This is a genomic window from Actinophytocola sp. KF-1 (assembly GCF_054661535.1).
In genome coordinates this window covers 272359-297513 of record NZ_BAAFVK010000013.1, presented here as the reverse complement: position 1 = coordinate 297513, position 25155 = coordinate 272359, and the positions used below count along the sequence as shown (strand labels likewise).

Annotated in this window: 25 protein-coding genes and 1 other RNA gene; 16 read left to right on the top strand and 10 right to left on the bottom strand. The window is 71.1% G+C overall.

The genetic code is table 11. The features are described 5' to 3' along the window. Positions 1-378: 378 nt before the first annotated feature. From ACYQ77_RS35000 to ffs, 3 genes are all read right to left on the bottom strand, one after another. Positions 379-789, bottom strand: coding sequence for an NUDIX hydrolase (locus tag ACYQ77_RS35000; protein ID WP_459719298.1), 411 nt, complete (start codon positions 787-789; stop codon positions 379-381). Between the two features lie 2 nt (positions 790-791). Continuing rightward, on the bottom strand, positions 792-2960 hold the full coding sequence (locus tag ACYQ77_RS34995) for a terpene synthase family protein (RefSeq protein WP_459719295.1): 2169 nt from the start codon (positions 2958-2960) through the stop codon (positions 792-794). An 834-nt stretch (positions 2961-3794) separates the two neighbouring features. Then, positions 3795-3889: signal recognition particle sRNA small type (gene ffs / locus ACYQ77_RS34990), an RNA gene on the bottom strand. A 60-nt stretch (positions 3890-3949) separates the two neighbouring features. Between ffs and ACYQ77_RS34985 the strand changes: the two genes are divergently transcribed. Continuing rightward, on the top strand, positions 3950-5944 hold the full coding sequence (locus tag ACYQ77_RS34985) for a DNA polymerase III subunit gamma and tau (RefSeq protein WP_459719293.1): 1995 nt from the start codon (positions 3950-3952) through the stop codon (positions 5942-5944). Here ACYQ77_RS34985 and ACYQ77_RS34980 read toward each other — a convergent pair. Beyond that, the gene (locus ACYQ77_RS34980; protein WP_459719291.1) at positions 5941-6795 is read right to left on the bottom strand and encodes an N-acetylmuramoyl-L-alanine amidase; all 855 of its coding nucleotides are present in this window, start codon (positions 6793-6795) and stop codon (positions 5941-5943) included. The genes ACYQ77_RS34985 and ACYQ77_RS34980 overlap by 4 nt on opposite strands. Before the next feature lie 78 nt (positions 6796-6873). Between ACYQ77_RS34980 and ACYQ77_RS34975 the strand changes: the two genes are divergently transcribed. The 8 genes from ACYQ77_RS34975 to ACYQ77_RS34940 are packed head-to-tail and all read left to right on the top strand — an operon-like array spanning position 6874 to position 14155. Next, on the top strand, positions 6874-7182 hold the full coding sequence (locus ACYQ77_RS34975) for a YbaB/EbfC family nucleoid-associated protein (RefSeq protein ID WP_459719288.1): 309 nt from the start codon (positions 6874-6876) through the stop codon (positions 7180-7182). A 4-nt stretch (positions 7183-7186) separates the two neighbouring features. Continuing rightward, on the top strand, positions 7187-7783 hold the full coding sequence (gene recR / locus ACYQ77_RS34970; protein WP_459719287.1) for a recombination mediator RecR: 597 nt from the start codon (positions 7187-7189) through the stop codon (positions 7781-7783). A gap of 13 nt (positions 7784-7796) precedes the next feature. Next, positions 7797-8363: a uridine kinase family protein gene (locus ACYQ77_RS34965; protein ID WP_459719284.1), complete on the top strand. Its 567-nt coding sequence runs from the start codon at positions 7797-7799 to the stop codon at positions 8361-8363. 44 nt (positions 8364-8407) lie between these two features. Beyond that, entirely contained in the window at positions 8408-10072 is a 1665-nt protein-coding gene (locus tag ACYQ77_RS34960) for an ABC transporter substrate-binding protein (protein ID WP_459719281.1), read from the top strand. 18 nt (positions 10073-10090) lie between these two features. Then, the gene (locus ACYQ77_RS34955; RefSeq protein ID WP_459719278.1) at positions 10091-11113 is read left to right on the top strand and encodes an ABC transporter permease; all 1023 of its coding nucleotides are present in this window, start codon (positions 10091-10093) and stop codon (positions 11111-11113) included. Beyond that, complete coding sequence (locus tag ACYQ77_RS34950; RefSeq protein WP_459719276.1) at positions 11110-12045, top strand: ABC transporter permease; 936 nt, start codon at positions 11110-11112, stop codon at positions 12043-12045. Before ACYQ77_RS34955 ends, ACYQ77_RS34950 begins: the two co-directional genes overlap by 4 nt. Beyond that, entirely contained in the window at positions 12045-13043 is a 999-nt protein-coding gene (locus tag ACYQ77_RS34945) for an ABC transporter ATP-binding protein (RefSeq protein ID WP_459719274.1), read from the top strand. The genes ACYQ77_RS34950 and ACYQ77_RS34945 overlap by 1 nt, the downstream gene beginning before the upstream one ends. Further along, a complete protein-coding gene (locus tag ACYQ77_RS34940; RefSeq protein WP_459719271.1) occupies positions 13040-14155 on the top strand; it encodes an ABC transporter ATP-binding protein in 1116 nt (371 codons plus the stop codon). Before ACYQ77_RS34945 ends, ACYQ77_RS34940 begins: the two co-directional genes overlap by 4 nt. Here the strand turns inward: ACYQ77_RS34940 and ACYQ77_RS34935 are convergent. After that, positions 14133-14903 carry a class I SAM-dependent methyltransferase gene (locus ACYQ77_RS34935; protein ID WP_459719268.1) on the bottom strand — a complete coding sequence of 257 codons (771 nt, stop codon included), beginning with the start codon at positions 14901-14903 and terminating at the stop codon, positions 14133-14135. The genes ACYQ77_RS34940 and ACYQ77_RS34935 overlap by 23 nt on opposite strands. 48 nt (positions 14904-14951) lie before the next feature. Between ACYQ77_RS34935 and ACYQ77_RS34930 the strand changes: the two genes are divergently transcribed. Then, positions 14952-15593, top strand: a complete 642-nt coding sequence (locus tag ACYQ77_RS34930; RefSeq protein WP_459719265.1) for an NAD(P)H-binding protein — start codon at positions 14952-14954, stop codon at positions 15591-15593. Positions 15594-15671: 78 nt separating this feature from the next. Here the strand turns inward: ACYQ77_RS34930 and leuA are convergent, their stop codons facing one another. Continuing rightward, positions 15672-17474 carry a 2-isopropylmalate synthase gene (leuA, locus tag ACYQ77_RS34925; RefSeq protein WP_459719263.1) on the bottom strand — a complete coding sequence of 601 codons (1803 nt, stop codon included), beginning with the start codon at positions 17472-17474 and terminating at the stop codon, positions 15672-15674. A 248-nt stretch (positions 17475-17722) separates the two neighbouring features. Between leuA and ACYQ77_RS34920 the strand changes: the two genes are divergently transcribed. The 3 genes from ACYQ77_RS34920 to ACYQ77_RS34910 all read left to right on the top strand — a co-directional run bounded on the left by ACYQ77_RS34920 (position 17723) and on the right by ACYQ77_RS34910 (position 20034). Further along, entirely contained in the window at positions 17723-18016 is a 294-nt protein-coding gene (locus ACYQ77_RS34920; protein ID WP_459719260.1) for a hypothetical protein, read from the top strand. Positions 18017-18040: 24 nt separating this feature from the next. Further along, positions 18041-18340 (top strand): hypothetical protein, encoded by a 300-nt coding sequence (locus tag ACYQ77_RS34915; RefSeq protein WP_459719259.1) that lies wholly within the window; start codon positions 18041-18043, stop codon positions 18338-18340. Positions 18341-18594: 254 nt separating this feature from the next. Continuing rightward, positions 18595-20034, top strand: a complete 1440-nt coding sequence (locus ACYQ77_RS34910) for a FadD3 family acyl-CoA ligase (protein ID WP_459719257.1) — start codon at positions 18595-18597, stop codon at positions 20032-20034. Here ACYQ77_RS34910 and ACYQ77_RS34905 read toward each other — a convergent pair. The 3 genes from ACYQ77_RS34905 to ACYQ77_RS34895 all read right to left on the bottom strand — a co-directional run bounded on the left by ACYQ77_RS34905 (position 20015) and on the right by ACYQ77_RS34895 (position 21447). After that, positions 20015-20311 carry a hypothetical protein gene (locus ACYQ77_RS34905; protein WP_459719255.1) on the bottom strand — a complete coding sequence of 99 codons (297 nt, stop codon included), beginning with the start codon at positions 20309-20311 and terminating at the stop codon, positions 20015-20017. The genes ACYQ77_RS34910 and ACYQ77_RS34905 overlap by 20 nt on opposite strands. Positions 20312-20381: 70 nt before the next feature. Next, positions 20382-20846, bottom strand: coding sequence for a hypothetical protein (locus tag ACYQ77_RS34900; protein WP_459719252.1), 465 nt, complete (start codon positions 20844-20846; stop codon positions 20382-20384). A gap of 13 nt (positions 20847-20859) precedes the next feature. Beyond that, a complete protein-coding gene (locus tag ACYQ77_RS34895; protein WP_459719249.1) occupies positions 20860-21447 on the bottom strand; it encodes a TetR/AcrR family transcriptional regulator in 588 nt (195 codons plus the stop codon). A gap of 45 nt (positions 21448-21492) precedes the next feature. Between ACYQ77_RS34895 and ACYQ77_RS34890 the strand changes: the two genes are divergently transcribed. Genes ACYQ77_RS34890 through ACYQ77_RS34880 form a run of 3 tightly spaced genes read left to right on the top strand, consistent with a single transcriptional unit; the run spans position 21493 to position 24172 of the window. Then, positions 21493-22644: an acetyl-CoA C-acetyltransferase gene (locus tag ACYQ77_RS34890; protein WP_459719246.1), complete on the top strand. Its 1152-nt coding sequence runs from the start codon at positions 21493-21495 to the stop codon at positions 22642-22644. After that, on the top strand, positions 22641-23372 hold the full coding sequence (locus ACYQ77_RS34885; RefSeq protein ID WP_459719244.1) for an SDR family oxidoreductase: 732 nt from the start codon (positions 22641-22643) through the stop codon (positions 23370-23372). The genes ACYQ77_RS34890 and ACYQ77_RS34885 overlap by 4 nt, the downstream gene beginning before the upstream one ends. After that, the gene (locus ACYQ77_RS34880; protein WP_459719430.1) at positions 23372-24172 is read left to right on the top strand and encodes an SDR family NAD(P)-dependent oxidoreductase; all 801 of its coding nucleotides are present in this window, start codon (positions 23372-23374) and stop codon (positions 24170-24172) included. Before ACYQ77_RS34885 ends, ACYQ77_RS34880 begins: the two co-directional genes overlap by 1 nt. A 258-nt stretch (positions 24173-24430) precedes the next feature. Here the strand turns inward: ACYQ77_RS34880 and ACYQ77_RS34875 are convergent, their stop codons facing one another. Next, on the bottom strand, positions 24431-25141 hold the full coding sequence (locus ACYQ77_RS34875; RefSeq protein WP_459719241.1) for an SDR family oxidoreductase: 711 nt from the start codon (positions 25139-25141) through the stop codon (positions 24431-24433). Between the last annotated feature and the right edge of the window lie 14 nt (positions 25142-25155).

The following is a 25155-nucleotide window of genomic DNA, read 5'->3' as shown; positions in this document are numbered from 1 at the left end:
AGCGGGTTCTGTCGGTGCCCTGCCGTACGCTGGTGACCGGGGGCCGGAGGCCGCGGCGCGTGCGGCTCGAGAGCGTGATCTGCCTTCGTCGCTGAGGATCCGGGCGGGACTGCTGGACGTGATGCGTGTTGGTCCTGTTGTGGTGAGGGTGATCGGGATGAGCCGCGGCCGACCGGCTATCGCGGCTCGGCGTGGCCGCCGGCCCCCTCGAACCACGTTACGGCATGGCACCGACAGTTCCGGCGCGCTCCGCCGGGTTGTGGACGAACCTGTGGACAACCCCGTTCGCTGTGGACAAACCTCGTGGTCACGGCGGTTGTGCGACCGACACTGTCGGTCCTCGCCGGTACACTGGTGATCGGGGGCCGGCGGCCGCCCTCACCACGTCACGTGGCCGTACGTGACGCCCTTCCGGTACTGCGCCACCCCCGCCGTCGTGTACGGGACCGTGTTGTCCGGCAACTCCTCCACCCACCGCAGACCGCCGCACTTGTCGGGTTCCGCGTTCACCGGTTCGCCGCGCCACGACTCGGCCTCGAAGAAGAAGCCCACCCTCGGCGGCTCGCCCGGCCGCTGGACGTGCACGACCGTCGCCAGCCGGGCCTTGTCCACCTCGACCGCGACCTCCTCGCGTGCCTCCCGCACGGCCGCCGCCAGCAGCTCCTCGCCCGGCTCCACCTTCCCGCTCGGCAGGTTCCACAGCCCGTCCGCGTACCCCGTGTTCTCCCGCAGCGCCAACAGGATCCGCGAGCCGCGCACGAACAACAGGAACACGTCGAGGGCGACCACCCTCAGGACACCAGGTGCCGCGCCGCCGACGTGCCCAGACCGGTCAGCGCCCCCACCCGCGCGGGCACCGACGACAGCTGCCCGCGCAGGTCCTCCTCCGCGTACCGGTGACAGCCGCGGTGCCAGTTCAGGATGCCGGCCAGCCAGTCCCGCAGGTCCTGCACGTACGCGAGCATCGCGCCGCGCGCGTCGGCGGGCAGCCCGTCGAGCACCGCGGGCAGCTCGGCCGCCACCACGTGCTCGAACTGCTCCATCCGCGCCCTGAGCAGGTCGTTCACCACCTCGAACGCCCGCTCCTGCGAGCACGACAGGAAGTTCCGCACCACCAGCACGGCGTTGTGCAGCTCGCCCTCGTACTCGATCTCCTTGCGGTACGAGAACATGTCGTTGATCAGGCACGCCGAGTCGATCGCCGAGTTCTCCAGCGACTGCACCGGCCGCGTGCGGTACACGTGCTCCGGCAGCACGTCGAGGTGCGTGATCCGCGACAGGGCCTTCGTCATGTCCGAGCCGAACGTCCGCCTGCGCATCTCCACGTAGTCCACCGGGTCCGGGATCCGGTTCAGCCGCTGGTTGTCCAGCTCCCACAGCCAGCTGTCGAGCATCACCACGACCGATTCGCGGAACATGCGGCGCGCGCCGACCTGCATCGGGCCCGCGGTCCGCGCCCAGAGATCGGCGAGCCCGCGTTCCAGCGCCGTCGCGGGGAGGACCGTCGGCACCGTCAGTTCCACCGGCATCAACGCCTTGAGGCGTTCGGTGGCCGCACGCGCGCTGGCGACGTCACCGCCCCGGCCCCACACACGCGGGTACAGGTCGTCGCCGTAGGTGCCCCACGCCAGCCACGCGGACGAGAGGTCCAGCGCTTCCGGCGTGGCGGTCGGGTGGATGCCGGCTGCGCACAGCGGCAGGTCGATGTCCCGCAGCGCCTGCTCGTCCCAGATCCCCTCGGACAGGATGCCCATCGCCTGGCACCAGGTGACGACGTTCTCGCGCGCGGCGTCGAGGTGCGGCGACAGGCGCAGCTCGAACGGGACGTACATCTCCGGCAGCTCGTACGACCCGACCCGCTCGAACGGCACGTGGCTGAACGCCCGCGCCCGCTGCGGCGCGGTGCCGATCAGCGACCGCACGATCCGCGCCGCGGACGTGCCGATCCCGGCGGGCCCGTCGAGCGGCCGCGCGGTCTGGTTCATGTAGCGCGACGAGCGCATGTGCCATTCGTGGCCGCCGGACTGCCAGTCCTGCAGGCCCTTCACGTACGCGGCCACGCCGGCCGGGTCGGCGCCGTGCTGCGCGAGCAGGGGTGGCACCTCGGTCAGCGCGGTGTGCTCGAACTGGTGGAGCCGCGAGGTCAGCAGGTCGTTGACCGCGTCGGCGGCCTCCTGCGTGGACAGCCCGAGGAACTTCTCGAACACGAGAATGCCGTTGGACAGTTCGCCCTCGTCGAGCACCTCGCGTTCGTAGGAAAAGATGTCGTTGCGCAGGTGGACGGCGTCGGAAAAGGTGTCGCGCAGGACCGTCAGCGCGCGGCTGCCCGCGACGGAAGCGGGCACTTCCGCGCCGACGGCGTGCTCGATCAGATTGGCCGACCACGGCGCGCCGCCGACCTTGCGCCGCATCTCGATGTATTCGATGGGATTCGAGACACGGCCCTCGTTGATGTTCGCCAGTTCCCACAGGGATTCGTCGAGCAGGTTTTTCGTGCTCTCGACGAAACGCCGCCGGAAATCCTCGGAATGCGCGGGGACGGTGCGTTCCCACAGGTCGGCGAGACCGCGTTCGACGGGGTTGGTCGGTTGCTCGGTGATCTCCCCGTCGACGGGCATGAACAGGGCCAGCCGCTCGAGGTAGGCGCGTGCGGCGGGCAGGTCGCGGGTGCGTTTGAACAGTTCGAGGAAGTGGTCGTCGAAGTAGAACACCCAGACGTACCAGTCGGTGATGAGGTCGAGGTCGGTGCCGGAACAGTCCGGGTGCGTGTACGCGCACAGCAACGCGTAGTCGTGGGAGTCGAAATCGTGCTCGTCCCAGATCTTGGTGCCGTTCTGCGGTACGTCGATCATGTCCATCTCGCGTGCCCAGCCCTTGCTGTGCTCGCGGGCCCGCTCGAGATGCGGATTGAGCCGTGCCGGATAAGGCATGTAGAACTCCGGCAATTCGAACGGCTGCATAACGCCCCTTCCGCCGAGAAGACCCACCAGCAGGCAACCAGGGGGCATCGGGCGCGCCAACCCCTTGCCGGGAAGAACACCCATTCGAGAATCCCCGTCGCCCGACCAGCCCAACCCGGCACCACACGGAGGGTGGGTGCCCCACCCGAACGGCCGCGCGCCGCCGCAGTTGTCCACAGGTGCCCCGGTTATCCACAGATTCGCGGCGCGACCCGATTTTGTCGGTGGGCACCGGTAGACTGGCATGGCGGGTGGCCCCCGGGAATGGGTGGGGGTCCACGTACGTACTGGGTGGGGCGTTTTCGCAGGTCAGCGCCGTTGTGGCGGTTTGTGTTCCCGGGTTTTGTGGTGTGGCTTGCCTGGGTTTTTCCCTCCGGGGGGTCCTCGCCGGACGGGCTGGTCTCCGGGATGGCGGCGGGTTGGGCACGGGGTTGGTTTGGCAAGGACTGCTGTTGGGTGGTGTGCCTGCCATCCCGTCGACCTCCCGGAGGGCTATCACACCGCGTCAAGGGGGCCCGGCGGCTTGGGCACGGGGTTGGTTCGCGCTTCGGGCCCCCTTGACCCGGCGTGATCGGGCTTCGCCAGGTCGACGGGATGGCAGGCAGCAGCCCTTGTGGCGTGGTGGCAAGCACCAACCGCAGATCGCGGGCAAGCGAAGCGAGCACGCAAGCGCGCAAAGCGCGCGAAGCGCCGCAAGGCGCGCAGCGAAAGATGGTGACCCCGCTGGGTCGGAGGCAACCGCACCGTGGGGGTTTGGGGGGCTCGGCCCCCCAACATAACGACGAAGACCGACCCCGCGAAGGTTGCGAAGCAACCGAGCAGGGTCGGCCGGAGGTCGAGGGACCCCACGCACCCGTCAGAGCTCGCTTATCCTTGCTGCCTTCCGGCCCTGGGGAGGTTCACGAGATGAACGCCGCATGGGGTCCACGGTCAGTGTAGCGGGCGGAGTTGGGGGCGGGGCGGTCGGTGTCGGCGGGTATGGTCCTGGCGTGGCGCTCGCCCTTTACCGCAAGTACCGGCCGGCTACCTTCGCCGAGGTCGTCGGGCAGGAACACGTCACCGAACCGCTGCGGATCGCGCTTTCCGCCAAGCGGGTCAACCACGCGTACCTGTTCTCCGGCCCTCGGGGGTGCGGCAAGACCTCGTCGGCGCGGATTCTTGCTCGCTCGCTGAACTGTGAACAGGGGCCCACCCCGGATCCGTGCGGGGTGTGCGACTCCTGCATCTCGCTGGCGCCCGAGGGGCCCGGCAACGTGGACGTCGTCGAGCTGGACGCTGCCAGTCACGGTGGTGTGGACGACGCCCGTGAGCTGCGGGACCGGGCCTTCTACGCGCCGGCATCGTCACGCTATCGGGTGTTCATCATCGACGAGGCGCACATGGTCACCACGCAGGGGTTCAACGCCCTGCTGAAGATCGTGGAGGAGCCGCCGGAGCACCTCATCTTCATCTTCGCGACGACCGAGCCGGACAAGGTGCTGACGACGATCCGGTCGCGCACGCACCACTACCCGTTCCGGCTGATCCCGCCGAGCGCGATGCGTGAGCTGCTCGAACGCAACGTCGCCGCCGAGGGGGCGACCGTCGCGCCGCCCGTGTACCCGCTGGTCATCCGGGCCGGTGGGGGCTCCGCGCGGGACACGCAGTCGATCCTCGACCAGCTGCTCGCCGGCGCCGGGCCCGAGGGGGTCACCTACGAGCGGGCCGTCGCCCTGCTGGGGGTCACGGACGTCGCGCTGATCGACGACGTCGTCGACGGGCTCGCCGCCAACGACGCGGCCGCCGTCTACGGGACGGTGGACCGGCTGGTGGAGGCCGGGCACGACCCGCGGCGGTTCGCTTCCGACCTGCTCGACCGCCTGCGTGACCTGGTGCTGCTGCGTGCCGTGCCGGACGCGGGCCAGCGCGGGCTGGTGGCCGCGCCCGGGGACGAGCTGGAGCGCATGCAGGAGCAGGCGCAGCGGTTGGGGCCCGCCACGTTGACCCGGTTCGCGGAGATCGTGCACACCGGGCTGATCGACATGCGAGGTGCCACCGCGCCCCGGCTGCTGCTCGAGCTGCTGTGCGCGCGGATGCTGCTGCCCGGTGCGGTGCCGACCGACGCGGCCGCCGACTCCGCCGTGCTGCAGCGGCTGGAGCGCATCGAGCGGCGGGTCACCGCCGGGCAGACCGCCGGTGCCGCCGAACCGGCGCCCGTCCAGGCCGCCGCCGCACCCGCCGCGCCTGTTCAGCAGGCACCCGTCCCGGCCGCGCCCGCGCAGCCCGTGCGTCCGGCGCCGCAGGCCGAGCCCGTCGCTCCGCCCGCCGCCGAATGGCCCGCCACCCGGACCGCCGAAGCCCCGGTCCGGCCCGGCGCCGAGCCCGGTCCCGCGGACCGGGCGCCGGTCGCGCCGCCGCCGCCGGTCACGACGCCCGCACCCGCACCCGCGGCCAGCGGGGCGATCGACGCGGCCGTCGTGCGCAGGCTGTGGTCGGAACTGCTCGGCTCGGTCCGCAAGAACAGCCGCAGCACCGAGGCCATGCTGACCAACGCCACGGTGCAGTCCGTCGAGGGCGACGTCGTCACCATCGCGCACACGGCCGCGCCGCTGGCCCGGCGCCTCGCCGAGCCACGCAACGTCGACGCCATCGCCAAGGCGCTCAACGAGGTGCTCGGCGGGACGTGGCAGGTCAAGTGCGTGCACGCCGCGCAGAACACCACGACCCAGTCGGTGCAGCAGAAGCCGCGCACCGAGCCGCCCACGTTCACGCGGCCGAACCAGCCCGCCGCCGCTCCGCAGCAGCAGGCACCCGAACCGCAGCGGCCGGCGGCGCCCGCGCCGCCACCGCCCGCCGACGAGCCGCCGCCGCCCGAGCCGCCGGACGACGACTACTTCGAGGACGACGCTGGCGCCCCGGCGGCGCAGGCGCCCGAGGTGAACCAGGAAGAAGAGATGGTCAAGCTGCTCACCGACAAGCTCGGTGCGCGGCCGATCAACCGTTAGCCCAGGTAGGCGAGGATCCCGGCGGCGATGGCCGCCGCGTACGACGCGCGGCCGTCCGGGCTGCTGAACGCGGCGGCCTCGGCGGCGTTGCGCATGTTGCCGCACTCCACGAGCACCGCCGGGCGCTCCGACAGGTTGAGCCCGCCCAGGTCGTCGCGGGGGGACAGGCCCGCTGAGCCGATGTAGGTGGACGTGGCGAAGCCCTTCGCGACCATCGTGTCGCGCATGGTCGTGGCCAGCCGCATCGCCGGCTCGCCCTGCGCCGCGTTCAGCGGGGGCGCCGAGTAGGCGATGTGGAAGCCGTGCGCGGACGCGTCGGTCGAGCCGTCCGCGTGGATGGACACGACGGCCGCGGCGCCGGAGGAGTTGCCGATCGCGGCGCGGCGGTCGACGCACGGGCCGACACCGTTGTCGTCCGGCCTGGTCAGCACGACGCGCACACCCTGTGCGGCGAGCAGGTCGCGGGCGCGCACGGCGACGTCCCAGGTGAACGCGTGCTCCGGGTAGCCGGCGTTGGTGGCGGTGCCGGTCGTGTTGCACGCCTTCACCCGGCCGCGGCCCGCCGGGACCTGGCGGTTGATCTCGCCGGGGTTCGCCGCGTTCGCGCCGTTGTGACCGGGGTCGAGCACGACCACCGGCGCCGGTTTCGCGGGCGGGGTCGTGGTCGTCGTCCTGGTCGTCGTCGTGGTCGTCGTGGTGGTGCGCGGCGCGGGTGTGGTGGTGGTCGTCGTGGAGGAAGAAGCGGTCGTGGTGGTCGTCGTCGTGGACGGCGCCGCCGAGGGCTGGCCGCCGCACGCGGCGAGCGCCAGCATCCCGATCACCGCGAGTACAGGTCTCCGCACGGCGCTCACCCTGCCACAGCGATGCGCGACTACGCTGGGAGCAACCGACGAGAGGACTCGAAAGTGCAACCCGGTGGCATGCCCGACATGCAGCAGATCCTGCAGCAGGCGCAGAAGATGCAGGAACAGCTCATGTCCGCGCAGGAGGAGCTGGCCAACGCGGAGGCGACGGGCTCGGCGGGCGGTGGACTCGTCACGGCGATCGTGTCCGGCTCCGGTGAGCTGAAGTCCCTGACGATCGACCCGAAGGTCGTCGACCCCGACGACGTCGAGACGCTGGCCGACCTGGTCGTGGCCGCCGTCCGCGACGCGAGCGGCAAGGCGCAGCAGATGGCCGCCGACGCGATGGGCCCGCTCGCGGGTGGCATGGGCGGGCTCGGCCTGCCCGGTATGTGACCTCATGTACGAAGGACCGGTCCAGGACCTGATCGACGAGCTGGGCAGATTGCCCGGCGTCGGTCCGAAGAGCGCGCAGCGCATCGCGTTCCACCTGCTCGGCGCCGACCCCGCCGACGTGACCCGGCTGCAGACCGCACTGCAGAAGGTCAAGGAGGGCGTGGTCTTCTGCGACATCTGCGGCAACGTGTCCGAGCAGCCGACGTGCCGGATCTGCCGCGACGCGCGGCGCGACCCGCAGTCGGTGTGCGTGGTCGAGGAGCCGAAGGACGTCCTGGCGATCGAGCGGACCCGCGAGTTCAAGGGCCGCTACCACGTGCTGGGCGGCGCGCTGGACCCGCTGTCCGGCATCGGGCCCGACCAGCTGCGCGTGCGTGAGCTGCTGGCGCGGATCGGCTCCGACGACATCACCGAGGTCATCCTGGCCACGGACCCGAACACCGAGGGCGAGGCGACCGCCACCTACCTGGTGCGGATGCTGCGCGACTTCCCCGGCCTCACGGTCACGCGGCTCGCGTCCGGCCTGCCGATGGGCGGTGACCTCGAGTTCGCCGACGAGCTGACGCTGGGCCGGGCGCTGACGGGGCGGCGCTCGGTCTGACGGGGCCACCACCATGAGGATCGGACCACCACGCCTCGGCCGCACCAGGTTGGTCGCGGTCGACGGGCCGTCCGGCTCGGGCAAGACGACCTACGCGGCGCGCCTGGCCGGGGAGCTGGGCGCGACCGTCGTCAGCACCGACGACTTCGCCACGTGGGACGATCCCGTGTCCTGGTGGCCACGCTTCGTGCACGACGTGCTCGTTCCCATAGAACTGGGAAAAACCGCCGTGTACCGAAGGACCGAGTGGACGGACGGCCGTCCGCACCCCGGCGCCCTCCGCCGGGTGGAGGTACCGGAGGTGCTGGTCATCGAGGGTGTTTCCGCGGGCCGCAAGTCGATCTCCGACACGCTGTCCCACCTGGTCTGGTGTGAGCTTCCCGACGAGACCACCCGCCTCGAACGGGCCGTCGCCCGCGACGGCGACGACGCGCGGAAACACCTGCTGACCTGGCAGGACTTCGAACGCGGTTGGTTCGCTGTGGACCAGACCAAAGCCCGCGCTGAAACACTTATCGACGGATCGGATACCGAAGCGTTACAGACCAGGACTTCACGTCCGAGCACTCGGACGGGATAAGGTCGGCGACCAAAGTGTGAGACTCGAACCCTCTGAGGTGCGTAATGGTCAACCCCCGCACGGTCCGCTTGGCGGCGCTCGGCTTCGCCGCCGCTGTCGCGCTGACCGCGTGCGCTGAATCGCAGCGCGGTTCCGAAGAAGAAGGTGGCGGCCAGACAGGCGGCACCATGACCTTCGCGACCGAAGGTGCTCCGAAGCTGTTCGACCCCTTCTTCGCCACCGACGGTGCCACCTTCCGCACCTCTCAGCAGATCTTCGAGGGGCTGATCGAGTTCAAGCCCGGCACGGCCGACGCCGAGCCGGCCCTCGCCACCAAGTGGGACCACAGCGAGGACGGTCTCACCTGGAACTTCGAGCTCCGTGAGGGCGTGAAGTTCCACGACGGCACCGATTTCAACGCCGAGGCCGTCTGCGCCAACTTCGACCGCTGGTACGGCCAGAAGGGCGCGGGCCAGAGCCCCGCCGTCACCGGTTACTGGCAGGACAACTTCGGTGGCTTCTCCGACGGGGCGAACCCGTCGCTGTTCGAGTCGTGCACCGCGGACGGCAACAAGGCCGTGGTGAAGCTGACCCGCTCCACCTCGAAGTTCCCGGACATCCTGGGCCTGCCGTCGTTCGCCATGCAGTCGCCGACGGCGATGGAGAAGTACAAGGCCGACGAGGTCGTCCAGCAGGGTGACAGCTTCGTGTACCCGGAGTACGCGACCGAGCACCCGACCGGCACCGGCCCGTTCCGGTTCTCCAAGTACGACGAGGCCAACGGCACCGTCGAGCTGGTCCGCAACGAGGACTACTGGGGCGACAAGGCCAAGCTGGACAAGCTGATCCTGCGCGCCATCCCGGACGAGACCGCCCGCAAGCAGGCGCTGCAGTCCGGTGACGTCGACGGCTACGACCTCCCGTCGCCCGCCGACTGGCAGCAGCTCAAGGACGACGGCTACCAGCTGCTGATCCGCCCGGCGTTCAACGTCTTCTACCTGGGCATCGGCCAGAAGAACGTGGCGAAGCTGCGCGACCTGAAGGTCCGCCAGGCCATCGCCTACTCGATCGACCGCGAGGCGCTGGTCAAGCAGCAGCTGCCCGAGGGCGCCAAGGTCGCCGACAACTTCTACCCGGACACCGTCGACGGCTGGACCGACGACGTCGAGAAGTACAACTACGACCCGGAGAAGGCCAAGAAGCTGCTCGCCGAGGCCGGCGCGACCGGCCTGTCGGTGAACATCTACTGGCCGACCGAGGTCACCCGCCCGTACATGCCGAACCCGCAGGACATGTTCGGCCTGATCCGGGGCAACCTGGAGGCCGTCGGCCTGAAGCTGAAGGTCGTCAGCAAGCCGTGGAACGGTGGCTACCTGGAGGACGTGGACCAGGGCAAGGCCGACCTGTTCCTGCTCGGCTGGAACGGTGACTACAACACGCCGGACAACTTCATCGGCAACTTCTTCTCCGACCCGAACAACCGCTTCGGCACCGGCAACTCGCCGTGGGGCAAGACCCTCCAGCAGGAGCTGCAGGCCGCGGACTCGGAGCCGGACGCCGAGAAGCGGAAGGGCATGTACGAGGAGCTGAACAAGAAGCTGAAGGCCGAGTACCTCCCGGCCGTGCCGATCTCGCACTCGCCGCCCGCGCTGGTCGTGGCGAAGAACGTGAAGGGGCTCGTGCCGAGCCCGCTCACGGACGAGCGGTTCGACACGGTCAGCCTCGGCTGACAAACGGGAACTACGTAGGTGCTTCGCTACACGGTTCGGCGGTTGCTGCAGCTTGTGATCGTCGTCGGGGTGCTGTCGCTGCTGCTGTTCGCGTGGCTCCGCTCGCTCCCAGGAGGGCCGGTCTCGGCCCTCCTGGGCGAGCGGGCGACCGAGGCCACCCGGGCCCGGCTCACCGAAGAGCTGGGCCTGGACCAGCCGATCTTCGTCCAGTACTGGAAGTTCCTCACGCGTGCCGCGTCGGGGGACTTCGGCGTGTCGACGGGTGTGCAGCCCGGTGACACGGCGACCGAGATCTTCGCCCAGCGGTTCCCGGCGACGCTGGAGCTGTCGTTCCTCGCCATCGTCATCGCCATCGCGGTCGGCATCCCGCTCGGTTACCTCGCCGCCCGCCGCAGGGGCGGCTGGCTCGACAACCTGTCGATCGTCGGTTCGCTGGTCGGCGTCGCGGTGCCGGTGTTCTTCCTGGCGTTCGTGCTGAAGCAGGTGCTGGCCGTCGACCTCGGCTGGTTCCCGACGGCGGGCCGCCAGACCGGCGGCATCGACGCGACCCGCGTGACCGGGTTCTTCGTGCTCGACGGGATCCTGACGCAGGAGTGGGACGCGGCGTGGGACGCGCTGCGGCACCTGATCCTGCCCGCGATCGCGCTGTCGAGCATCCCGTTCTCGGTGATCTTCCGGATCACCCGTGCCTCGGTGCTGGACGTCCTCGACGAGGACTTCATCCGCACGGCCGAGTCCAAGGGCCTCACCACCCCGGTCATCCGGCGCCGCCACGTGCTGCGCAACGCGATGCTGCCGGTGGTGACCACCATCGGCCTGCAGACCGGCGCGCTGCTCGCGGGCGCGGTGCTGACCGAGAAGGTGTTCGCGTTCCCCGGCATCGGGCAGGCGCTGGCGCTCGGGTTCGAACGCCGTGACTACCCGGTGCTGCTGTTGCTGATCCTCTGTGCCGCCGGGGTGTTCGTGCTGATCAACCTGCTGGTCGACCTGTCGTACGCGTTGATCGACCCGCGCATCCGCACTGCTGGTGGTGCCCGATGATGAGCACGAAGACCAAGATCGACGCGCTCGCGGCGACCGCGGGCAAGATCGGCGACGATCCGGGCGTGAGCCTGGCCGCGGCCGCGTGGCGGCGGCTGCGGCGCAACCCGGTGTTCATCACGGGTGCGGTGATCGTCTCGGCGTTCGTGGTGCTGGCGATCCTGTCGCCGTGGCTCGCGCCGCACGACCCGACCGACCCGATGCTGGGCGACCAGGTCGTGAAGGCCCGCAACCAGATCCCCGAGTCGCAGCCGGGCCACCCGCTCGGCGGCGACCAGGTGGGCCGCGACCTGCTGTCCCGGCTGCTGGTCGGGTCGCAGCAGACGCTGCTGGTCGGCGTGCTCGCCACGTTGATCGGGCTCGCGGGCGGGCTGGTCCTCGGCACGCTGGCAGGCGCGCTCGGCGGCTGGGTCGACAGCGTGGTCATGCGCGCGGTCGACGTCATGCTGTCGATCCCGGGCCTGCTGCTGGCGGTGTCGATCGGCGCCCTGTTCGCGCAGCCGAACATCTACACGCTGATCGTCGCGGTCGCGACCGTGCAGATCCCGGTGTTCGCGCGGCTGTTGCGCGGCTCGATGCTCGCGCAACGGCACAGCGACCACGTGCTGGCCGCCCGTGCGCTCGGCGTGAAACAGCGGGCCATCGTGTTCCGGCACATGCTGCCGAACTCGCTCGGCCCGGTGATCGTCCAGTCCACGCTGGTCCTCGCGATCTCGATCATCGAGGCGGCCGGCCTGTCGTTCCTCGGCCTCGGCAACCCCGACGACCGCGTCCCGGAGTGGGGCCAGATGCTCGGCCGGGCGCAGAACGTCATCGACAGCCACCCCCAGCTCGCCTTCTGGCCTGCCGGTTGCATCATCGTGGTGGCGCTCGGCTTCACGCTCATGGGTGAGTCGCTGCGCGAGGCCCTCGACCCGAAGAGCAGGCGGTAATGGCACTCCTCGAAGTACGCGACCTGCGGGTCGTCTTCCAGCGCAAGGGCGAGGTGCCGTTCACCGCGGTCGACGGCGTCAGCTTCGACGTCGAGCCGGGGCAGACCGTGGGCCTGGTCGGCGAGTCCGGCTGCGGCAAGTCCGTGACCGCGATGTCGATCATGGGTCTGCTGCCCAAGCGCGGCAACAAGGTCACCGGCTCGGCGAAGTTCGAGGACACCGAGCTGCTCACGCTGTCCGACCGGCAGATGCGGGACCGGCGCGGCCGCGACCTGGGCATGGTGTTCCAGGACCCGCTGTCGTCGCTGAACCCGGTCATCCCGATCGGCCTGCAGGTCACCGAGGTGCTGGAGCGGCACCGCGACATGTCCCGCCGCAAGGCGTCGGTCGAGGCCGCCGACCTGCTCGACAAGGTCGGCATCCCGGACCCGCGCCGCAGGCTGGACGAGTACCCGCACCAGCTGTCCGGCGGCATGCGGCAGCGCGCGCTGATCGCGATCGCGCTGGCGTGCAAGCCGCGGCTGCTGATCGCGGACGAGCCGACCACCGCGCTCGACGTGACCATCCAGGCGCAGATCCTGGCGCTGCTGTCCGAGCTGGTGCGCGACACCGGCACCGCGCTCATCATGATCACGCACGACCTCGGTGTGGTCGCGGGCCTCTGCGACGAGGTCAACGTGCTGTACGCGGGCCGCGTGGTCGAGCGCGGCGGCCGGCACGACCTGTTCCAGGTGCCCCGGCACCCGTACACGCACGGGCTGCTGCAGTCCATTCCGCGGCTGGACGCGCCGAAGGGCGAGCGGCTGTCGCCGATCCGCGGGTCCGTGCAGGACAACATCCCGTGGACGTCCGGCTGCGCGTTCGCGCCGAGGTGCCCGAACGCGACCGACGTCTGCGTCGAGGTGACGCCCGAGATGGTGCCGGACGGCGCCGGTTCCGTCCGGGGCGAGCGGCTGTTGCGCTGCCACAACCCGGTTGCCCAGGAGGTACCAGCGTGACGGCGCCCGCTCAGCCGCTCGTCGAGGTCGACGACATCAAGGTGCACTTCCCGATCAAGCGCGGGATCGTGCTGGACCGGACGGTCGGCTACGTCTACGCGGTCGACGGTGTCGACCTGTCGATCAACAAGGGCGAGACGTACGGCCTGGTCGGTGAGTCCGGCTGCGGCAAGTCCACGCTCGGCCGCGCCATGCTCAAGCTCACCGAGCCCACGGCGGGCAAGGTCGTGTTCGACGGGGTCGACCTGTCGAGCATGAAGGGCGAGAAGCTGCGTACCATGCGGCGGCGCATGCAGATGGTCTTCCAGGACCCGATGTCGTCGCTGGACCCGCGCCAGTCGGTGGAGTCGCTGCTGATCGAGGGCATGCGCGCGCACGACCTCGACAAGGGCAAGGAGTCGACCGGCAAACGCTTGCGCGAGCTGCTGTCGGCCGTCGGCCTGCCCAGCACCGCGCTGCGGAAGTACCCGCACGAGTTCTCCGGCGGTCAGCGGCAGCGCATCGGCATCGCCCGCGCGCTGACCGTGGAGCCGGACCTGATCGTCGCGGACGAGCCGGTGTCGGCGCTGGACGTGTCCGTGCAGGCGCAGGTGATCAACCTGCTGGAGGACCTGCAGGAGGAGTTCGGCCTCACCTACCTGGTGATCGCCCACGACCTGGCGGTCGTCCGGCACATCTCCGACCGCGTCGGCGTGATGTACCTCGGCGGCCTGGTCGAGGAGGCCACCTCCGACGACCTGTACGCCGAGCCGCTGCACCCGTACACGCGAGCGCTGCTGTCGGCCGTGCCGGTGCCGGACCCGGTGGTCGAGGACCGCCGCGAACGGATCCTGCTGGCAGGCGACCTGCCCTCGCCCGCGCGGCCGCCGAAGGGCTGCCGCTTCCACACCCGCTGCCCGTGGCGGCAGGAGTCCCGCTGCGACACGGAACGGCCCGCTCTGCGCGAGATCACCCCTGGTCACCGGGTCGCGTGCCACTGGGCGGAGGACATCCGCGACGGCAAGATCCGGGCGCACGAGGTGAAGCCGGAACTGGTCGAGATGGAGTGGGACACCCCCGACGACGCGTCGCTGGCCGGCCCGGCGTCGGTCACGGAGACACTGGGGCCCTGACGACGACGTGCCTGGCGACCGGCCGGTGGGTCCACTCCCCGGCCGGGGCCCGGCGCAGGAACTCGTCGCGCAGGCGCTGGACGAACGCGGGTCCCTTCTCCTCGGCGAGCGGGCGCAGCGGGCCCGAGTGGATGTGCGCGTCGAAGCAGGTCGCCGCGTCCGGGTGCGTGATCGGGTGCGCCACCTCCTCGTCGCGCACGACGTCCAGGCCGTCGGTGAGGCCGTCCTCCCAGCCGCGGTCGGGTGCGCGGCCCAGGAGTTCGCTCATCAGCGCGAACGGGCCTTCGGTCTCGGCGCGGCCCGGCCAGAACACGACCGACATGAGGCCCCCCGGCGTCAGCGCCGCCGTCCACGAGCGCAGCGCGTGCGCCGGGTCGGGGAGCTGCTGGAAGCCGAACACCGACACCACGGCCGCGCACGTCGCCGTCCAGCGGGTGTCGAGGGTCGCCGCGTCGCCGTGCACGACCGTGACCCGCGGATACGCGGCGGCGTTGGCCTGGGCGATGCGGACCATGCCTTCGGACAGGTCGATGCCGGTGATCTCCCGGTCCGGCAGGTGCTCGACCAGAGCGGGCAGCTCCGGGAAGGTGCCGCAGCACGGCACGAGCACCGGTCCGTCCGGCAGGCCGGCGCCGGTGACCGCGCGCACCGCGTCCGCCACCCACGGGGCGAAACGCGGCACGTAGTAGGCGTCGTACCCCTCGGCCGCCGCGTCCCAGCCACGTGCGATCCGGTTGTCGTCGTCCATGTCGATCAGCCTGCCCGTCGGAGAGTGCCTGACACCTATCCTGGCGGCATGGTGGTCACGGTGCTCGGCTCGTCCGGCCGGACCGGACAGCTCATCGTGCGTTTGCTTGTGCGACAAGGACATCGGGTCCGTGCCGGCGTGCGCAACGGCCGCCGCAAGGAGGCCGTCGCGGGGCTCGGCGCCACGCCCGTGCTCGCGGACCTGTGCGTGCAGCCCGACGAGCTGGTGGACGTGTTCACCGGCTCCGACGTGGTGATCAACGCGGCCGGCGCCGCTGGCCCCGACCCGGCGGCGGTGGCGCTGGTCGACCGGGACGGCGCGACGAAGGCGGTCCGCGCCGCCGAGCGCGCCGCCGTCCGCCGCTACATCCAGCTGTCCGCGCAGTTCGCCGACGCGCCCGACCAGGGCGACCGGCTCGTGCGCTCCATCCTGTACGCCAAGCAGGTCTCCGACGCCGCGCTCCGCCGGTCCACGCTCGTGTGGACGGTCGTGCGCGCGGGCACCCTGACCGACGAGCCGGGCACCGGGCGGGTCACGGTCGCCGGCCACCTGAGCGCCGGCCGCGTGCCGCGCCAGGACGTCGCCGCGGTGATCGCCGCGTGCCTCACCGAGCCGCGCAGCGAGAACCGCGGCTTCGACCTCCAGAGTGGACGCGTGCCCGTACCTGCGGCACTTGCGGCGCTGGACTGAAGCTCCAGCCAGGGCCGGAACGATCTTGCGCGGGGGCGGGTCTCGTAAGGGGTTGCCGGACCCGCCCCCAGCGTGTGCTCAGCGCGAGAAGCGGTTGACCGCCGACACCACCGCGCGCAGCGACGCCGTCACGATCGAGCTGTGGATGCCGACGCCCCAGAGCGTGCGCTCGCCGATCGAGCACTCCACGTACGCCGCGGCGCGGGCGTCGTCGCCTGCCGTGAGCGCGTGCTCGGTGTAGTCGAGGACCCGCACGTCGAAGCCCACCGAGGCCAGCGCGTCCACGAACGCGGCGATCGGGCCGTTGCCGGAGCCGGTGATCTCGTGCCGGTCGCCCTCGACCTCGACGACCGCGGTGATCTCGTCGTGGCCGCGGCCGTCCGTGTCGTCGGAGGCGGAGATGCGGTGCTCGCGCAGCACCAGCGGCGCGGTGTGCTCGAGGTACTCCGAGGAGAACGTCGACCACATCAGCGACGGCGACACCTCGCCGCCCTCCGAGTCCGTGTACCGCTGCACGACCTGCGAGAACTCGATCTGCAGGCGGCGCGGCAGCTCCAGCTGGTGCTCGGTCTTCATCACGTACGCCACGCCGCCCTTGCCGGACTGCGAGTTCACGCGGATCACGGCCTCGTACGTGCGGCCGACGTCCTTCGGGTCGATCGGCAGGTAGGGGACCTCCCACGGGTGGTCCTCCACCGGGTGGCCCGCGCGGTCCGCGGCGTCCTTCAGCGCGTCGAAACCCTTGTTGATCGCGTCCTGGTGCGAGCCGGAGAACGCCGTGAACACCAGGTCACCACCCCACGGGTGGCGCTCGCCGACCGGCAGCTGGTTGCAGTACTCGACCGTGCGGCGGATCTCGTCGATGTCGGAGAAGTCGATCTGCGGGTCGATGCCCTGGCTGAACAGGTTCATGCCCAGCGTCACCAGGCACACGTTGCCGGTGCGCTCGCCGTTGCCGAACAGACAGCCCTCGATGCGGTCCGCGCCCGCCTGGTAGCCCAGCTCGGCGGCGGCCACGCCGGTGCCGCGGTCGTTGTGCGGGTGCAGCGACAGCACCACGGCGTCACGACGCTCCAGGTTGCGGTTCATCCACTCGATCGAATCCGCGTACACGTTCGGTGTCGCCATCTCGACCGTCGCCGGCAGGTTGACGATCACCGGGCGGTCCGGCGTCGGCTGCCAGATCTCGGTGACCGCGTTGCACACCTCGGCCGCGTAGGACAGCTCGGTGCCGGTGTAGGACTCGGGGGAGTACTCGAACCGGAAGTCGGTGTCGGAGTACTTGCCCGCCAGCTCCAGCACCATCTCGGCGGCGGAGGTGGCGATCTTCTTGATGCCCTCGCGCTCCTCACGGAACACCACGCGCCGCTGGAGGATCGAGGTCGAGTTGTAGATGTGGACGATCGCCTTGCGCGCGCCCTGCAGCGCCTCGAAGGTGCGCTCGATCAGCTCGGGACGGCACTGCGACAGGACCTGGATGCTGACGTCGTCCGGGATGGCACCGTCGTTGATGATCTCGCGCACGAAGTCGAAGTCGGTCTGCGACGCGGCGGGGAAGCCGACCTCGATCTCCTTGTAGCCCATGCGCACGAGCAGGTCGAACATCCGCCGCTTGCGTGCCGGGGACATCGGGTCGATCAGCGCCTGGTTGCCGTCGCGGAGGTCGACCGCGCACCACTGCGGCGCCGTCGTGATCACCTTGTCCGGCCAGGTGCGGTCGGGCAGCGAGATCGGCTCGACGAGCTGGGCGAACGGCTTGTAGCGGTGGTAGGGCATGGACGAGCCGCGCTGCGTGTTCCACGCGGGCTGACCCTCGGGCGCCGGCCGGGACGGCATCCGGATGTTGCTGGTCGCGGCGCGCTGTACGTCGGGAATGCTCATGATCTGGGGAGTCTCCTGCTTGCGGGTCTGCGGACGTACGACCGGCAAGGCTTCGCCCCGCGGCGGGGAGCCGGTCTGGTCAGGCCCCGTCGCGGCAACGAAGGAGGAGAACACGTGCCACGGCCGACAGCCTAGCCACCGGACGTGGCGAACCAGAAGCGGGCCTCTCACATTGTGGGCCGAACGGCCTACGCGGATTGCTCCGCGCACGTCGTTTCGTCACGGGGGCCGCGGGCAATCCATGAGCCATGGCAACTCGTAGATGGAGCCGCACAGGCAGTGGGACCGCTGCGCGCGTCGTCCAGCTCATCGGGGCGGTCTTCGCGCTCATCGAGGTCATCTACATCCTGCTCATCCTGTTCGGCGCAAACGCAGGCAACGCGTTCTTCCGGTTCATCCAGTCGTTGGCGGAGCCGCTGGCGCTGTTCTGGCCCGGCCTCTTCACCTTCGGCAACTACTCCCTCGAAGTGATCGTCAACTACGGCCTCGCCGCGGTGTTCTGGCTGGTCGTGGCGGGTTTGATCGCGCGGTTCGTATCCTGACCGCGAACGTGCCAGACTCCCACCATGGCCACCGTGACCCGGACGAACGTGGTGGGAGTCCTGGCGGGCGCAGTCCGCTGGGCGGGGCTGCTCTTCGCGCTGGTGCTGGTCGTGCACGTCCTGCTCACGGTCGGGCACGCCAACCCGGACAACGGCATCACCGAGTTCTTCTCGGCGGCCGCCGACCCGCTGGCGCTCGCGTTCAAGTCGCTCTTCACGCCGGCCAACGCGGAGCTGCGCGTGCTCGTGAACTACGGGCTCGCGGCGCTGTTCTGGCTGATCGTGTCGGCGGTTTTGTCACGGTTGATCCGCCGGCTGGCGTGACCCATCCCACGGGTACCGCAGCCCACGATCCCGGGCGAACGGTCCATTCGTCCGGCAAGGTTGTCCACAACCGTCCGTGACCAGGGCTTTTGTCGGCCCTGCCGTCCTGGGTGCCAGTCGGGGGTTCCCAGTGCGGTACCGGTCACGGGCGGTTGTGCTGTGCGTGGGCCCGGAATCGGCCGCCCTGGTCCCGGTCGGCACACCGGCCACGCCAGGGCTTGTGCCACATTTATAGAACGTGTTCTAGTTGTCTCGTGGACACGATTCCCGCTGTCGTCGCGGACGCGGCTCGCCGGTTCGGGGACGCGGAGGCGCTGGTCGACGGCTCCGTCCGCATGTCGTGGCGGGAACTGCACGCGCAATCCCTCGCCACCGCCGGCCTGTTCGCCGCCAACGGGGTGGCGCCCGGGGACCGCGTCGCCATCTGCGCGCCCAACACCCACCACTGGGTGATCGCCGCGCTCGGGGCCTTCGCCGCCGGGGCCACGCTCGTCCCCGTCAACACCCGCTTCACCGCCGCCGAGACCGCCGACATCCTCGACCGCACCCGCGCGAAGGCGCTGGTCGTCGTCGGGGAGTTCCTCGGCCGCGACCGGCTCGCCGAACTCGACCGCGTCCCGGACTTCGTCATGACGATCGAGCCCGGCGTGCCGTGGCGGCCGCTCGACCACCCGGCGCCCGACGTCACGACCGGCCCGGACGATGTCAGCGACATCCTCTTCACCTCCGGCACCACCGGCCGCAGCAAGGGCGCCATGAGCGCGCACCGCCAGGCGCTCGGCGTCGCCAGGGCGTGGGCCGAGCTGGGCCGCGTCACCGCCGGCGACCGCTACCTCGTCATCAACCCGTTCTTCCACAGCTTCGGCTACAAGGCGGGCATCCTCGTCTGCGCGCTGACCGGCGCCACGATCGTCCCGCAGGTCACGTTCGACGCCGCCCAGGCCGCGGCCACGGTGCGGGCCGAGCGCATCACCGTCATGCCCGGCCCGCCGACGATCTTCCAGACCATGCTCGACCTCCCCGGCGCCGACCTGTCGACGCTGCGCCTCGCCGTCACCGGCGCCGCCGTCGTGCCCGTGCCGCTGGTCGAACGCATGCAGCGCGAGTTCGGCACCGTCCTCACCGCCTACGGGCTGACCGAGGCGGTCGTCGCCACCATGTGCTCGCCCGACGACGACGCCGAGACCGTCGCCACCACGTGCGGCCGCCCCACGGCCGGGTTCGAGCTCAAGCTCGACGACCAGGACGAGATCCTCCTGCGCGGCCCCAACGTCATGCTCGGCTACCTCGACGATCCCGCCGCGACCGCGCAGGCCGTCGACGCCGACGGCTGGCTGCACACCGGCGACGTCGGCCGCGTCGACGAGCGCGGCTACCTGACGATCACCGACCGCCTCAAGGACATGTACATCAGCGGCGGTTTCAACGTGTACCCCGCGGAGGTCGAGCAGGCGCTCGCGCGGCTGCCCGGCGTGCGCGAGTCCGCGGTGGTCGGGGTGCCGGACGAGCGGCTCGGCGAAGTCGGCAAGGCGTTCGTCGTCGCCGATGGACTGTCCACTGAGGACGTCATCGCGCACTGCGCGGGGCTGCTCGCCAACTACAAGGTGCCGCGCCAGGTCGAGTTCACCGGCGAGCTGCCGCGCAACGCGTCCGGCAAGGTGCTCAAGCGGGTGCTCAGAGGCGCTGGAGCGTGAACAGGTTGCCGGCGGGGTCGACGGTCGCGTACAGCAGCCCGCCGACGCGGTACTCCTCGTCGGGCCTGCCGCGGTAGGTCGCCGCGAACGGGGGCACGCCGGAACGCCGCAACCGCACGGTGTCCGCCTTGCGCTCCGCGGCGTCGAACCAGAGCAGGAGCCCCAGCGGCACCAGGGCCGCGGCCACCACCACCTCGACGAGCACCGTCACCCACCACGGCATTTCGGCGGCGAACACGAGCGGGAACGCGACCGCCGACAGAGCAGCACGGCGCACGCGCGGAGGAACGTCCGTGACCGGACTCCTCCGGTGCTCGCTTGCCTGCCGCCGTCGGTCATGCGCGTGGTCAGAGGCGCTGGAGCGTGAACAGGTTGTCGGCCGGGTCGACGGTCGCCCGCAGCCGCGCGCCCACGACGTTCACCTTGTCCGCGTCGCACCGGTACCTCGCCTCGAACTCGGGCACGCCCTCGCCGCTGATGCGCAGCGTGAGCACGTGGACGTCCGCGCTGTCGCCGTCGGGGGTGACGACCTCCACGTCGGTGATCTCCGCGACCGCGGCGCGCCCGGCCCGCAGCAGCCGCTCGGTGTCCGCCTTGTGCTCGGCCGCATCGGACCAGATCACGAACCCGAGCGGCAGCATGATCAGCAGCAGTGCCAGCTCGGTCAGCACACCCGCCCACCACGGCATGTCGACGGTGAACACCATGACCGTGCCGGCCACGACCGTCAGCCAGCACCCCACCGCGCAGTAGCGGAGCGCCACCCGCGCCCAGACCCCACCGATCGACGCCTGTCTACCGCCCTCGGTCATCCTCTGATCGTAGTCAGGCGGTGATGCCGTCCAGAATCATTTTCAGGTATTGGTCGGCCAGCTCTTCCGCGGACAGCCTGCCGTCCTGGCGGAACCAGCGGACCGCCACCCACACCGAGTCGCGCAGGAACCGGTAGGTGACCGCAGGGTCGAGGTCCGCGCGGAAGGCGCCCGACTCGATGCCGTCCCGCAGCACGGTCGTCCAGATGCGGCGCACCTCGTCGTCGGCCTTGGAGAGGTAGCCGAAGCGGGGGAGCGTGCGCAGGTAGTTGCGCTCGTTCTGCAGCACGGTGATCGCCGCGCGGTGTTCGCCCAGCGACCGGAACGCCTCGGTGACCAGGCCGCGCAGCGCGGTGACCGGGTCCCCGCCCGCGATCTCCCGGTACGTCGCGAGCAGCTCGTCCAGGTAGCTCGACAGCAGCTCGTCGAGGATCGTCTCCTTGGAGTCGAAGTGGTGGTAGAGGCTGCCCGACAGCACGCCCGCGGCGTCGCCGATGTGCCGGACCGTCGTGGCCCGGTAGCCGCGTTCCGCGAACAGCTCCGCCGCGATCCGCACCAGGTCGGCACGCCGTGCCGACGGCTTCCCGCGCGTTTCCGCCATGTTCTCCACTCCCGCACCCAAGCGCTAGCTTGGTAGCCTAGCACCGTGGCTGACGCGTACCTCGTCGACGCGGTCCGCACGCCGGTCGGCCGGCGCGGCGGCGGACTCGCGGGTGTCCATCCGGCCGACCTCGGGGCGCACGTGCTGCGTGCGCTGTTCGACAGAACCCCGCTCGACCCCGCCGCGGTCGACGACGTCGTGTTCGGGTGCGTCGACACGATCGGGCCGCAGGCCGGGGACGTCGCGCGGACGTGCTGGCTCGCCGCCGGGCTGCCCGAGGAGGTGCCGGGCGTGACCGTGGACCGGCAGTGCGGGTCGTCGCAGCAGGCCGTGCACTTCGCCGCGCAGGCGGTGATGAGCGGGACCGCGGACGTCGTCGTCGCCGGTGGCGTGCAGAACATGAGCGCGATCCCGATCTCGGCGGCCATGTACGCGGGGCGGCAGCACGGGTTCCCGGACCCGTTCTCGACGTCGAAGGGCTGGCTCGCCCGGTACGGCGACCAGGAGATCTCCCAGTTCCGCGGGGCGGAGATGATCGCCGCGAAGTGGGACGTCACGCGGGCCGACATGGAGGAGTTCGCGCTCCGCAGCCACGTCCGCGCGGTGACGGCCATCGACAACGACTGGTTCGCCCGTGAGATCGCGCCGCTGGACGAGCTGGCCGTCGACGAGTGCCCGCGCCGGGACACCTCGCCGGAGAAGATGGCCGGGCTCAAGACCCTGCTGCCCGACGGCAGGCTGACCGCCGCGCTGGCCAGCCAGATCTCCGACGGCGCGGCCGCGCTGCTCGTGGTGTCCGAGCGGGCGCTGGCCGAGCACGGGCTCACACCACGCGCCCGCGTGCACCACGTCTCGGCCCGCGGCGGCGACCCGGTGGTGATGCTGGACGCGCCGATCGCGGCCACCGACCACGCGCTGCGCCGCGCCGGGATGTCCATCGACGACATCGACCTCGTGGAGATCAACGAGGCGTTCGCGAGCGTGGTCCTGGCGTGGCTGAAGGAAACCGGCGCGGACCCGGAACGGGTGAACCCGACCGGGGGCGCGATCGCGCTCGGTCACCCGCTCGGCGCGACCGGCGCGCGGCTGATGACCACGTTGCTGTCCAACCTCGAACGCACCGGCGGCCGGTACGGGCTGCAGACCATGTGCGAGGGCGGCGGGCAGGCGAACGTGACGATCCTGGAGCGCCTGTGACGACCGTGCTGGTGACCGGCGGCGCGCGCGGCGTCGGGCTCGGCATCGTGCGCGGGTTCCTCGACGCGGGCCACGACGTCGTGACGTGCAGCCGCCACGAGCCGACCGTGGACCTGGGCGCGGCCGCGCACATCCGCGCGGACGTGCGCGACCTGTCGCAGGTGGACAGCCTGGTGGCCGCGGTGGTCGACCGGTACGGGACGCTCGACGTGGTGGTCAACAACGCAGGCGGCGCGCCGCCGGTCGACGCCGCCACCGCGTCTCCGCGCCTGCACGCCAAGATCGTCGAGCTGAACCTCGTCGCGCCGCTGCACGTGTCGCAGCGCGCGAACACCGTGATGCAGCACCAGGAAACGGGTGGCGTGATCATCATGATCGGCAGTGTGAGCGGCACCCGGCCGTCGCCGGGCACGGCCGCGTACGGGGCGGCGAAGGCAGGGCTCGCGAACCTCGCCACCTCGCTCGCCGTCGAGTGGGCGCCGAAGGTGCGGGTCAACACCGTCGTGGTGGGGCCGGTCGACACCGAGCAGTCGGAACTGCACTACGGCGACGCCGTCGACGCGGTCGGGGCGACCATCCCGCTGGGCCGCATGGCGGTGCCCGCGGACGTGGCGCAGGCGTGCCTGTGGCTGGCCTCGCCCGGAGCGGCGTACGTCAGCGGCAGCACGATCACCGTGCACGGCGGCGGCGAACGGCCCGCGTTCCTGGCGGCGGTGGAGCGGTCGTGATCTGTTCGGGACGGGTCGTCGCGATCACGGGCGCCGCGCGCGGGATCGGCGCCGCGCACGCCGAGGAGTTCCGGCGGCAGGGCGCCCACGTGGTGGTGAACGACGTCGACGGCGGCGACCACGACGCGGACGTGTCCACGTGGGACGGTGCGAAGTCGCTGGTGGACATGGCCGTCGAGCGGTACGGGCGGCTGGACGTGCTGGTCAACAACGCCGGCATCGTGCGCGACCGCATGCTGGTGTCGACGAGCGAGCAGGAGTGGGACGACGTGGTGCGCGTGCACCTCAAGGCCCACTTCCTGACCACGCGGCACGCCGCCGAGCACTGGCGTGCCCGCGCGAAGGCGGGCGAGCGGGTGTCCGGGCGCGTGATCAACACCAGCTCGGGCGCCGGCCTGTTCGGCAGCGTCGGCCAGGCGAACTACTCGGCGGCGAAGGCGGGCATCCTCGGGTTGACGCTGGTCGCCGCCGCCGAACTGGCGCGCTACGGCGTGACCGTCAACGCGATCGCCCCGTCGGCGCGGACCAGGATGACCGAGGAGCTGTTCCCGGACCTGCCGGGCCCGGAGGACGTGGCGCCGCTGGTCGTGTGGCTGGGGTCGGCGGAGTCGGCGGCGGTGACGGGCCGGGTGTTCGAGGTGGCGGCCGGGAAGATCACCGTCGTGTCCGGGCACCACCGCGTGGCCACAGTGGACAGAGGAGGGCGCTGGCCGGTCGAGGAGGTGGGCGCCGCGGTGGCGTCGCTCATCGAGAAGGCGCCGCCGGAGGTGCCGGTCTACGGTGCTGAGCCCACCGCGTGACGACGGGCTCCGCGGACGACGAAGAGGGTCGGTGACTGGTGGCGGGGTTGGCCTCCGGCCCCCGGTGACCAGCCTCGCACGGACCACCGACATTCCGCGGCCCGCAGCGGCGGCCTGTGGACAACCGGCCGGGAAGGCGCCGCGCCATCGGCGGGCCGCGGTTCGACCCGGCCACTTGTCCACAGGCGCCACCGCTCGCGGCCGGTTCTGTCGGTGCTCGCCGCTACGCTGGATGCCGGGGGCCGGAGGCCGAGCCCATCACCACGGGGTGGTCGTCAGGCCGCCGTCGATGATCAGGTCCTGGCCCGTGATGTAGGACGCCTCCCGGGACGCCAGGAACGCCACCGCGCCGGCCACGTCCTCCGCCGTGCCGAACCGGGCGAGCGGGATCGCCGACAGCACGCCCGGCTGGTCCGCCTCCGGCACGTTCGCGTGGAACATCGGGGTCGTGATGTAGCCGGGCGACACCGTGTTCACCCGCACCGGCGCCAGCTCCGCCGCCAGCGTGCGGGCCAGGTTGTGCACCGCCGCCTTCGTCGCCGAGTACAGCGAGCCGCCCGCCATGCCGCGGTGCAGCGTCCACGACGCGTTGATCACCACCGCCGCGTCCTCGGCCAGCAGGGGCGCCAGCTTCTGCATCGTGAAGTACACGCCCTTCACGTTGGTCGCCATGACGCGGTCGTACTCGGCCTCCGCGACCTCCGCCAGCGCGCCGAACGTGGCCACGCCCGCGTTCGCGAACACCACGTCGAGCCGCCCGAACCGGTCCCGCACCGCCGCCGCCAGCGCGTCCAGGTCGTTCATGTCCGTCACGTCCCCGCGCACCGCCGCGAACTCCGACGACTCCACCCGCGACCGGCCCGTCACCACCACCTGCGCGCCCTCGGCACGCAACCGCCGCGCCGTCGCCAGCCCGATGCCGCTCGTGCCACCCGTGACCAGGGCGGTCCGCCCCTCGAAACGTGTCATGAACCCAGCCTCGG